An 11,634-nucleotide genomic window follows, 5' to 3' on the forward strand; every position below is an offset into this window, starting at 1 on the left:
GTAAAGGCAATATTTGGATGCGACGAAGGGGCAGTCCCTTTGTCACATCGAGCCGCTGCTTGGTCCCGTTAATGGGACCAACAATCGCCACGCCCGTTTCATCATGCCGGTAATGATCGATAAGGAGGCCGACATGAACAATCAGGCATGCGATGGCATCACCGATGCCGGCAAGGACCTCGTCCTCAGCTGCATCAAGAGCCAAGAGCTGCGCGACCACATGCGTAAATACCTATACTGGCCAGCGCCAATCATCGCCGGCTCTCTTAAGACGCTTGATGAAAAACGCACCATGCTCGAGCAACTCCGCAAGGAGGTTTCGCCGGAGCTGGTCGAAGATATCGATTCGCATCTCGCCCAGCTCAACAGCGCACTCGATATGCTCCACAACATCGAGCGCGACCGCGGAATCCTCCTACTGCACGTCATGGTCTACAACGAGGAGGAGCGCGACGCCGACGCCCTCGACGGTCCCTTCCCCACCGCATCGTGGGAGGCCGCGCAGGCACTCATGAAGCGCTACATCGAAGAGTATCCTGAAGACGACTGGTCCGAATCGTACTGGAAGATCGACCTATACACCCCGGAAGACCTTCACGAACATCAAATGGCGCAGTCCTCCCTGGCGTTTGCGGCAACCAAGGATGGCGAGCTTATATTTCTCCGCGATCAGCGCAATAACCGCACTCGCAAATCGTATGTCGAAAGCGCCTGGCGAAACGATAGCAGACGGTTCTGCGACAGCAACGAGCCCATCTACACGCCGTGGGTACCGGGCGACATCCTCAAAATCGACGGTCGCCCCTTTGATCACGGGCCTCGCTTTGCCATTGTGCTCGAAAACGACTACGAGCACACGCTCTGGGGACAGATCTGGTGCGCAGGGCCTAGTAAAGATCACGGCGTTAAGGAGGGTTCACTTTCATCCGGCACCTACAGCGACAGTCTCCTGGACCCCTTCATCCCCTCCGCCCTCTACACCGCCGAGTGCTACACCGGTGAGCTGCCGGACGACTGCGCTTTTATGCTCGAGCTTTCGCAGATGCTGCACGACAGCCCCGACTACGGCAAGCAATGGTCCGAAGGCTCGGTCGGACATGACTGCCTTCAGCCGTATCGCAAGCCCGCCAACCAAAGCGAGCTGGATATTCGTCCGGACATCTTCGAGTTTTTAGACTCGCACAGTATTAAGGAGCATCTTCAACGAATCAACTACGAGCTCACCACGCCCGTAGCGGCTTTCATTGTCAATTGCTCGCATAAAGCAACGCTGCAGCAAAAGCTCGAAGGCTGGCAAAAGATCATCGACAATATGCCCAATTGCGCCATGAGCCGCAGAAATGACACGGTCGTCATCCCGGACTTCCATGCCTTTCTGCGCAATGTCATCAAGCAGGAGAAACGAAAGCTCGCGCACCTTAAAAGGACGGACGGTCAAAGCCTGTACTTCTTTGAGGACTACTCGTGGGACCGGCGCGGGCAGGGCGGCTATCTTTACGGCCCGTACAGCAGTTATCAAAAGTGCTTCGATGCCATCTGGAAAGAGCTCGACGGTGACGATCCCAAAGCCATCGTGATCACTCGTCGTCCCATCGACCCAGAAGAAGACCACTATGCCGACGACATGGTCTTACTCAATGCGAACGGCGAAGTAATGTCTTGCGATTACCGCAACAAAAGCGAGTGGGACGAGGCGGGCACCGCCAGCGATTTCGAGGACATGTGGTTTGATATCCCGACGCCTTTCCATGCCGGAGACATCGTCTGCAACCTCCAACGCCCCGACAAGCCGATGGTGCTGTTTGACCTGCAAACTTGGGGATCCGAACGAGTCGACAAAGAGCTGGCTTCCTCCGTCTACAAAGAGCGCCTCGTTCAAAAGGCCGACAAGCTATTGCGCTGGCACCGATATGACGGCGACACCAGCGACATGTACGCCTACGGCTGCCAAGTCTCATCCACCTTGCATTTTCCCTTCTACATTGGGGAGCCTGAGGGCTTTCTTTTGGACATCGAATATTACCGCAAGCCGCTCAAGTCAGAGGAGCGAATCCTTTACGGCGTCAGGGCATATGTCAAAGGCGACCTGGCGGTTGATTCGCTCGCCGCAATGGCCAGCGCATGCGAGCTACAGGCGCTGGCGGAGAAAAAGGCGCGTGGCTTCGAGGACGCAGACAGCTGGCTCAAGGACCGCTACCCAGAACTGTTCGATGCGACGGCCGATCCCTTCTTAGAGGAAGACGGCGGTTGCGCCAGTTACGCTTAGTTTTTGAAACGCCACTACCGATTGTCCATTCAGTACGCGCACGCCCATGTACCAGTGCGTTTCCAAAAGTATGTTTGACGCGAGATTCATATCAGACCCGTTAATGGGATCACAAAGCACAGCCTCTGATGGATGCTAACGGCAACGACCGAATTGGAGGTTGCTATGGACAGCCAAGCAGATACCGTGATCACCGATGCCGGCAGGGAGCTCGTTTGCAGTTGCATCAAGGACGATGAGCTGCGTGCTCATATGTTCAAACACATGGGAATGGCAGATGGCTCCCTCTGTAAAACCATCGGCGGCTCCCTCAAGACGCTCGACGAAAAACGGACCATGCTCGAGCAGCTTCGCAAAGAGGTCTCATCGGATTACGCCGAGACGATCGAATCCGGCCTCGAACAACTCGACACTGCACTCGATATGCTTTACAACGTTGACCGTGACCTCGGTATCTTGCTGGTCTCCGGCGTGTTTTACAGTGAAGACGAGCGCGGGCACGACACCTTTGATGGCCCCTTCCCCGTTGCCTCTTGGGATGCCGCTCAAGCCCTTATGAAGCAATACGTCGATGACGACCCCGATGAAGATTGGTCCGAATCATTCTGGCAGATTAAGCTCTATACCGCCGAAGACTTACACGACCGCCCACGCGCTCAAGCCTCGCTGATATTCGCCGCAACCATGGCTGGCGATTTGGTCTTTTTGAGCGACCGCCGGAATCAGCGGACTCCGCATCAAAGCATCAATCACTTGCCGTGGAACAATAGCAAGCACTTCTGCGCCAATGGTGAGGTCTTTTACACCCCCTGGGTCCCCGGCGACATCATCAAGATCGACGGTCGGCCCTTCGACCACGGCCCTCGTTTCGCCATCGTGCTCGAAGACGACTACGATAGTTCGTTCAAAGGCCAGGTTTGGTGCGCCTATCCGAGCAAAATCTACGGCGTTGAGGAAGGCAATCTCCGCTTGAGGGATTTCACGGACGGCTTCCTCGACGACTTCACACCCTCTGCGCTCTACACCGCCGAACGCTATATCGGCGACTTGCCCGATGATTGCTCCTTTATGCTCGAACTCTCGAAAAAGCTGCACGATGACCCCGGCTGTGGCAAACATTGGTCGGATGGATCGGTCGTACACGACTGCTTGCAGCCATATCGCACATCGGCCGGCGCCGGCGTCAACGCCATACGTTCGGACATTCTCGAGTTTCTCGACTCGCACGATATCAGAGAGCATTTGGAAGGCATCGGCTACGAGCCCACCACGCCCGAGGCAGCGTTCATCGTCGACCATTCGAACGAGAAGACGCTGCAACAGAAGATTGAGGCCTGGCAAAAGATTCTCGAAAACATGCCCAATTGTGCGATGAGCAGGCGATACGGCACGTTCAATATCCCCAACTTCCATGTCTTTCTTCGCGACGTCATCAGATGGGAGCGCAAGAAAATCGCCCGGTTCAAACAGCCTGGCAAGCACATGTATTTCTTTGAGGACAAGACGGGAAGTCCCCCTGAGAGCGAGTGCAATTATGGCCCCTACACCAGCTACGAAAAATGTTTCGAGGCAATCTGGAATGTGCTTGAGGAGGAGAATCCTACCTCGGTTGAAGTAACACGCCGCCCGATCAATCCGGACGAAGACTACTATGCCGCCGACAGGCTCATGCTCAACGCAAAAGGCGAAATTATGGACTGCCAGCTGAGCTGCATCGACATGGAACGCGAGGGCGAAGACCCCACTTTCGCTTTTGAGTTGATGTGGTTTGACATCCCGACGCCATTCCATGCCGGCGACATCATCTGTTGTCACGGCGACCCTAGCGACCCCATACTGCTTCTCAATATGCAGACATGGACCACGCAGCGGGTCATAGATGAGCTTCCGCCTTCCACCTACAGGGAATGCGCCGCAAAAAAGGCCGACGACCTGCTCAGGCACCATCGGCAAAATGGCGATACGAGCGACATGTACGCCTACGGCTGTCAGATTGAATATCCCCTGGAGTACCCCGTCTATATCGGAGAGCCGAGTTGTTTTCTTCTCGATATGGAATACTGCCGTACCCCGCTCAAGCCGGAGGCGAGAATTCTGTACGGCGTGCGGGCATATCTCGACGGCAATCTGGGTCTTGACTCACTAATTGCGCTATCAAGTCTTTGCGAGCTGCAGGCGCTGGTCAAGAAAAAAGCCGAGCGGTTTGAAGGGGAAGACGGCGGGCTCAAGACCCGCTATCCGGAGCTGTTCGATGACACGATAGCCCCGCCGGAGCGATTCGAAACAAAGAGGAGCTAGCCATGGACATCTTGGATTTTGTGGACTCCTGGGACATTCGGGAGCATCTCCGCCGCATCAATTTTCAACTCAACACCATTGAGGCCGCCTATCTGGCTTGGTTTTCGAAGACCGCCACGCTCGATCAGAAATGCGAAGCTTGGCAGGAGATCGCCCGAACCATGCCCAATTGCTCGCTGGAGGCAACCCATGCCGGTCTTGGAAGGCCGGCCATCCCCGATTTCCATGCTTTTTTGCGCTGGACAATCGATTACAACAAGCGGTGCGTCAATGCGTTTGCGAGTGGGACGGGCTACGTTTATCAGTATGAAGAGGAGATTGTGCCCGACGGGCAACTTTGTGGGGCCTTCGGCGCGCCATTCAGCTGTTATGAGAAATGTGCCGAGGCGTTGCGCGGTGATGATGAGCTGGCGAGCCGTCCAGAGGCACGCGTACGCATCACCCGGTGCCCGCTCGATGCCGACGAAGAACATCGCCGGGAAGATTGGCTCCTAGTGAACGGCAAAGGTGAGGCCCTTTCCGTCTATTGTCCTTCCGCCGGCCCCATTGAGAACGATTGGGAGATCGCATTCGAGTTCATCTGGGTCGATATCCCCACGCCGTTCCACACCGGCGATATCGTCTGGACGCCGCAAGGCAGTGCCCGTGAGCCGTTCACGTTGTTCGATCTGCCCACGTGGGACCGGACAAAGCTTGAGGCGGAGCTTCGGCAGGCAGACCGTTCTGACGAATGGCTTGATCATGCACAGCAGCGCCTCGAGCACTATCGCCATGCAGGGGATATCAGCAACATGCGTGCCACTGGTTGCTCGATTACCTACAACGAGACGTTTCCCCTCTACATCGGCGAACCGGAGCCGCTTTACCTGAATCTTGAGTACTATCGCAAACCACTCGAAGACGAGCAGCGAATTTTAATCGCCGCCCAGGCCTACCTGCGCGGCGACCTGTATGTCGACTCACTCATCGCGCTTATCGACACCATAAGGATGGAGTCCAAGGCAAAGCGCAACCTGGAAGAGCTACGTCTGGATCAGGCACCGCTCAAGGAGAAGTACCCACAGCTATTTGAATAAAGGCCGCCATGTCCGAATCCACAAGAAGTCGCACCAATAACTCGGAGGCTATCGTGCACGAAGAAATAATCAACTTGATCGACTCTCCGGAGCTGCGAAAGCATTTGCTGCATAATCCGCAGCTCCTGAGCGGCGACCATTACATGCAGATTGTCGGTGGAGCACCGGTTGAAATTACCCGCAAACGAGAGCTACTCGGCAGACTGGTTGCTGGCGGGTGCAACTCGTCAGACGACACCCCTTACTGGCACTATCGGCAGATTTGCTTCGACTACATCGATGGCTGCATGAACGCGCTAAAGGCCGTCGACGGGAACAGGAAGGTACTGCTTATTAGCGAAATTAGCTTTGTCGACAACAAAGTGGGATCTGCCATCACGCATGGCCCCTTCCCCGTGGCATCGTGGCAGGCCGCCCTTGCGGCAATGAAGGCATACGCAGACAAGTGGAGCGAAATGACAGATTTATCGTCCTCATACTGGATGATCGAGCTGTTCAACCTTGTCAACGACCCGAGCTGTTCATATCCATACGACGGCTTTCTGCAGCCGGACTACACTTACTACGCCAATGCCACCGGCGAAATTCAATACATCTGCAGGGAGGAAGAGGGCGAATGCAGCGAGGTGCTCGACTGCATTGTGGGCGGAATCTTTGGCCCGTGGTTCAAGGGGGCACATGTCGACCTGCCCACGCCGTACAGAAAGGGCGACATTCTTGAGATCGACTGCCGGCCATGGGCGCCGGGACCTTGCTATTGCCTGGTAGCAAACTCGAAATTGGACTGTCTGTATCCCGATGGCGATGGACAGATCAGATGTGGCTCTATCCCCTACGGCAGCTGCTTTGCCGGATGGGCACACACGAACCTGATGCTGTCGCCCGTATTCAGGGCGAGGAAGGTAGCGCGGCCCTTGCCGGAAGCATGCGCAACCTTGCAAACGATCGGGTCGGACCGGATAGATGACTTGTTAGAAGAGTGCGCCGACAACAAAGAGAAAGAGCCCGGTTGGCTGGATATATATCGGCATCGAGTTCAATAACGTCTGTTGTAAGCGCAACTCCAAAGACAGCAGGTGCTCCATAGTTTTAGAGAAAAAAGCTGCGCCGAAAAAGGCGCAGCTCTGAGAAACTGCCTGGGGCCGTTCGAACTTATAGCTACATATTACAAGGCAGCTTTTTCCAATTCTTTAATAGTCCCTTTGCCTTTTCCTTTCGCCATTGATTTTTAAAGAAATACCAGACAAAGCGATCGAAACTGCAGTAATCCAACTTCTCGTATTGATCATCATTCAACTGATGATCAATTACATTGCCTTGACTGTTTGGGCAAAGCCTCCATGCGTCTCTCCATCTATTGATGCCATCGAGAGTCGCATCATACAGATTTCGATAGTTCTCATATCCATAGCCTTCGCCTTTTTCGGAAGCATCTTGAGCCGATAGCTTCTTCCATGCGTCAATTTGCTCATATACTTTCTTATATCGTTCATTAAAAGTTGTGTGCTCCGGTTTGAACCCACAAATTCTGCCAAGGGTATCTGCTTCTATATATTCGCACGCGTAATAAGGAAGAAAATCGTGGACAACCGAATCGTAAATACAGTATTTACCAGCTCCGCCACTTATTCCTCTGCATGCATGATGGCAGAATTTGGTCGCAAAGGAATAATTGTTTTTAGCGACCTCTTTTTTCCCTAGCTTAGAAGCCGCTGCCTGTAGAGACTCCCGTCCCAATGCATCGTTGACCGCGACCTCAGCGGCGTGAGCAATCTTATAAACTAAATCTGATTGGCCTGCAAGAAGTGCCTCGCGAAACGCGTTGTCATTGCCATGGGAATCATCGCCAGAGGCAATCATCTCCATTATTGCCACCGCGGTAAGAAGAGACCCCCCAGTCAGAATCTTCTCGTTCTCGGCATTCTTCTTGCCACCGCCATTCTTCTTGCCAACTTTTTTTGCTTCAGCTTTTACCTCCTCTATTGTTTTTCCATCGACACGCATCCCCGCTGAAATACCAAGCAACTTAATAAGTTCAGCCTGAGTCGGTTTTCCAGCTGAATCGTTTTTGTCGCTGTTGGACAGTGTCGGCAAACTGGTCGAATTATCTCTGTTGACGCGATAAACCGCACGTCTTATGTTCGTTTGCCGGGTACTCCATGAACCTGCATCAAACATTCCCTTAAAGATGCTGGCCATCTCTTTTCCGTAATCACTTTCTATTACCCCGGCATATGACACATCGTTGTTGATCAGCAAATTCAGCAACGCAATGTTCTTGTCCGTGAAAACTGGAAGGCCATTTAAATCAACATCAAACATTTGGTGCTGGAAAATCAGAGAAAGCCCGGCGGATTGAACAGGACGCCCTTTAACATCCATCAGTTTTTCCTTATCAATTTTGACGTTTTTCCAGCTCATTACATTTCTCCTTCTGATATCCAATCGTCCCAACTGTTACCTCAGAACAATGCTAGTATGCCAAGTCTCATTAACGACCATTCCTTACGCTAATGGTCGAATTTCACAACGCAGTGGTCTTTCTATAAAAAGAACGGTTCTAGAAGAGAGACCTCCTCACTAAGACCGCCATGTCTCAAGCTATAGGACAGACGCTATCCTTAGAAAACGGAGACGGCATCGTGGCCATGGCTTTCCTCTTACGAACGCTGACGATGATTTACCATCGAATCAAAATCCGAGGCGGGCATAAAGAAAATGCGGGGGCATCTGGCTGTTCAGCAGACGCCCTTCGCTAAATAGTCGGCCCGCAGCGCAGGCGCACCACGGACTGAGCTGTCGTTATTGGTTGCGGCTTTAGCCGAAAACTCGCGCGGAAGATGGCTCCATGCCATCGGAGCTCATACGGACCAGGACGTCTGCATTGCAGTGGGTCTCAGCAAATGCCGCGTCGTTGTCTCGGCCCTCAACTGCAAAGCAGCCCGCTAGAATCGCGGATGTTGGGCTGAGCATGTTACGTAAGTCGCGCAGGACAGCGTTTATCGGACGGTTGTCGTCGAGCATTTCGAGTCCGTCAATTACGACCACGACGTCCTTTAGTACTGCCCTGTTCCACGTTTGGTCGCCGAGCAACCAGCTCGTTAAAAGGTCCATGGTCATGTTGTCTTCGGCAAAGATGCCCAGGTTGCGCTGCTTAAGTCGCATCGTTGCGCGAATCGCCTCGACCTGTCGTTCCTCAGGATCCTCTGACACCTTGTCATCCATCTCGGCGCGAATAAGCCGGGCGATCGCGTCCTCTTCACACTCCCAAATCGGCATGTAGAGCACGGCGCACCGCTCACTCAGTCGTAGCACCGCGTGTGCCAGCACGTTCGAGACATCTTCATGCGCGCCGCCAATCACGCTGAGCTTGCCCAACCCAACGCCGCCACCTAGGGCGTCATCGACCGACATACCGGTTTTCAACACACAAGGAGTTTCAAAAAGCGACGTCTCCATACGGCGATCGAGCCCAGAAACCAGTCGATTGCGAAACCCGCTGAGGTCAAAAACCTCATCATCGCGCTCTTTGCGATTCCCACTACGCTGATTCGCGGGCGTCGGCGGTATCACGCCTGATAGGCCCAGCATCTCGCCCAAACTCACAGAACGGCCAATTCGGTCGTCCCTGGAGTCCATCTTTAGCGTCATCGCAACCCTCCTAACGCCTACCACGCTTACCAGTAGCCTTAAAATTCCAAATCGGCTTGAGTCGGTGAATAACATCAACCGTCGGGTCCATGAGTCTCAGTACATCATCCGCAGGCTTATACGCTTCGGGCGACTCATCGAGTGTCGTCTCGCATGCACTCGGACAGTAGATGCCGGCATCGCGCATCTCGTTAACGAACGACCTGGTGTCGAGCGTTTGGAACGCTTTGGCGCGGCTCATCGCGCGACCCGTCCCGTGCGGCGCCGAACAGTTCCAGTCCTCGTTTCCCTTGCCGCGTGCAATAACGGCACCGTCGCGCATGTTGAACGGAATCAGCACCATCTCGCCCGCATGAGCGCTAATGGCGCCCTTGCGAATCATGCCGCCTTCCGAGATGTAGTTGTGCATGGTGGTAAAGCCGTCTCCGTCGAGTCGAATTCCCGTACGCTCAACAATCTGTGTGACAATCGCCTTGCGGTTCTGATTCGAGAAGCGTTGGCAGTTATGCATATCGACGAGATACTCGGCAGAAAGATCTCCCACGAGATACTTAAGCTCGTCGGGGATATCCGCCGTGCACGTCTTCTGCGCCAGCGCCTGATGATGCTCCGCCGTCTGCTTGCCCATGTTGCGCGAGCCGGTGTGCACGACCAGATATTGGCACCCATCCTCGTCCTCGTCGAGTTCAATGAAGTGATTGCCGCCGCCCAGCGTGCCCATGGAGCGCTCAACCTTGCGCTTGTCCTGAAGCCAATCGCACGACCCCATGTCAAAGTCCGCGAGTGCGCAGGCAGGATCGCGATGAAGGCAAAAGCCCGTGGGCACCGCGCGCTTCACATCGCGATTGAACTGAATGAGGTCATCGCGCGCAATGGTCTCCGCAAGCGGCACACAATACATCCCGCATCCGATGTCGACCCCCACCAGGTTGGGAATCACCTTGTCGCCCAAGTTTGCCGTAAAGCCAATCACGCAGCCCTTGCCCTTATGGGCATCGGGCATGATGCGGATCTTGGCACCTTCAAACGCCGGGCAGCTGGAAATCTCCTCGATCTGCTCCTTGGTTGAATCCTCAAGATTCTCGGCAAAGACTTTGATGTCTGCCATCGCATTTCTCCTGTTCTGATCCTTGTAAACCGGAACCGGCCCCAAGCCAATAGAGCGCATGTCACACCATCCAGCCAAACCGCCGATTTCCGTTTAACCACCTTTCGCCCTATTCGAGCTCTTATTGCTGCGAATACTACGGTCGCGCGGACTACAATGAGTCCCAATAACGGGTCTTGTTTTGTATCTCCGGTTGGTACCCTGCCGGCGAAAGGAGACAACGTGGCGAACAGACCAAATCAAAAGCTCAGGCTTCTGTTCCTGCTTAAAACCTTGATGGAAAAGACCGACAGCACGCACGGGCTCACAACGCAGCAGATTATCGAGGAACTCGCCTATCACGACCTTGAGGCAGAGCGAAAGGCCATCTATCGCGATCTGCAAACGCTTCGCGACTTTGGGCTCAACATCAACCAGCGCGGCGGCAGGGAATGGGCCCTGGCTTCGCGCCCGCTCGACCTGCAAGAGCTCATCATGCTTGTTGACGCCGTGCAGAGTTCGCCGTTTTTGACCGATGAGTTGACTGACCACCTCATCGGCAAGCTGCAGAGCCTCGCCAGCCTGGGCGAACGCGAGTTGATGCACAAGCGCGTCGACGTGCCTTCGCGCGTGAAGATGCAAAACTCCTATGCCCTGCGCAACATCGACTTGATTCAGCAGGCTATGCGCGAAAAACGCAAGATTCGGTTTCGTTACTTCCACTACAACGCCGCCAAGCAAAAGGCCCTTAATCATGACGGAAAGACCTACGAGCTCACGCCCGTGCGCCTTATCTACTCCGACGAACTCTATTACATGATTGGATTTAGAGATAAATGGGCTAATGCCGGCTCGGGTCATCAGCCGTTCACGCCCTACCGCGTCGACCGTATGCTCGACGTTGCGGTGTCCGAAGAGTCCGCGACCAAGGATCCGCGTATTGCGGGCTATGTGCTTGAGGATCACGTTTCACCATCATTTGGTGTTTATGCTGCCGACAAAACCACCGTGGTACTGGAACTCGACGATCGTGCGATGAACCCGCTCATCGACAAGTTTGGACTCGACGCCGTCGTGTTTGAGAACCAGGACGGGCGCCTGTTGGCGACCGTCAAAGCCCCGCTGTCGCCTCAGTTCTTTGGCTGGCTGCTGCAGCTCAGCACCTTCATTAAGATCGTTCAACCTCAAAGTGCCATCGATACGTATCTCGACTATCTCGATAGCACGCGTGTGCTCTACCAGGAAGACAGGTAATA

Annotated in this window: 8 protein-coding genes; 5 read left to right on the forward strand and 3 right to left on the reverse strand. The window is 54.3% G+C overall.

The genetic code is table 11. The features are described from left to right. The first annotated feature begins 13 nt into the window (after nucleotides 1-13). The 4 genes from ACTM86_RS01805 to ACTM86_RS01820 all read left to right on the forward strand — a co-directional run bounded on the left by ACTM86_RS01805 (nucleotide 14) and on the right by ACTM86_RS01820 (nucleotide 6,683). Nucleotides 14-2,266: a hypothetical protein gene (locus ACTM86_RS01805; RefSeq protein ID WP_441036918.1), complete on the forward strand. Its 2,253-nt coding sequence runs from the start codon at nucleotides 14-16 to the stop codon at nucleotides 2,264-2,266. A gap of 186 nt (nucleotides 2,267-2,452) precedes the next feature. Beyond that, nucleotides 2,453-4,564 (forward strand): hypothetical protein, encoded by a 2,112-nt coding sequence (locus ACTM86_RS01810; RefSeq protein WP_441015171.1) that lies wholly within the window; start codon nucleotides 2,453-2,455, stop codon nucleotides 4,562-4,564. A 2-nt stretch (nucleotides 4,565-4,566) separates the two neighbouring features. Beyond that, nucleotides 4,567-5,640 (forward strand): hypothetical protein, encoded by a 1,074-nt coding sequence (locus ACTM86_RS01815; RefSeq protein WP_441015172.1) that lies wholly within the window; start codon nucleotides 4,567-4,569, stop codon nucleotides 5,638-5,640. 8 nt (nucleotides 5,641-5,648) lie between these two features. Continuing rightward, nucleotides 5,649-6,683, forward strand: a complete 1,035-nt coding sequence (locus tag ACTM86_RS01820) for a hypothetical protein (RefSeq protein WP_441015174.1) — start codon at nucleotides 5,649-5,651, stop codon at nucleotides 6,681-6,683. A 115-nt stretch (nucleotides 6,684-6,798) separates the two neighbouring features. Here ACTM86_RS01820 and ACTM86_RS01825 read toward each other — a convergent pair whose 3' ends face one another. The 3 genes from ACTM86_RS01825 to ACTM86_RS01835 form a co-directional block, all read right to left on the reverse strand. Beyond that, nucleotides 6,799-8,061, reverse strand: coding sequence for a hypothetical protein (locus ACTM86_RS01825; protein WP_441015176.1), 1,263 nt, complete (start codon nucleotides 8,059-8,061; stop codon nucleotides 6,799-6,801). A 396-nt stretch (nucleotides 8,062-8,457) separates the two neighbouring features. Continuing rightward, nucleotides 8,458-9,291 (reverse strand): hypothetical protein, encoded by an 834-nt coding sequence (locus tag ACTM86_RS01830; protein WP_441015178.1) that lies wholly within the window; start codon nucleotides 9,289-9,291, stop codon nucleotides 8,458-8,460. Between the two features lie 10 nt (nucleotides 9,292-9,301). Next, on the reverse strand, nucleotides 9,302-10,399 hold the full coding sequence (locus ACTM86_RS01835; RefSeq protein ID WP_441015180.1) for an RtcB family protein: 1,098 nt from the start codon (nucleotides 10,397-10,399) through the stop codon (nucleotides 9,302-9,304). Between the two features lie 222 nt (nucleotides 10,400-10,621). Between ACTM86_RS01835 and ACTM86_RS01840 the strand changes: the two genes are divergently transcribed. Continuing rightward, a complete protein-coding gene (locus ACTM86_RS01840; protein ID WP_441015182.1) occupies nucleotides 10,622-11,632 on the forward strand; it encodes a helix-turn-helix transcriptional regulator in 1,011 nt (336 codons plus the stop codon). Nucleotides 11,633-11,634 lie beyond the last annotated feature (2 nt).

Origin of the sequence: Collinsella sp. HCP3S3_E11 (assembly GCF_052067375.1) — a bacterium.
GTDB lineage: Bacteria > Actinomycetota > Coriobacteriia > Coriobacteriales > Coriobacteriaceae > Collinsella.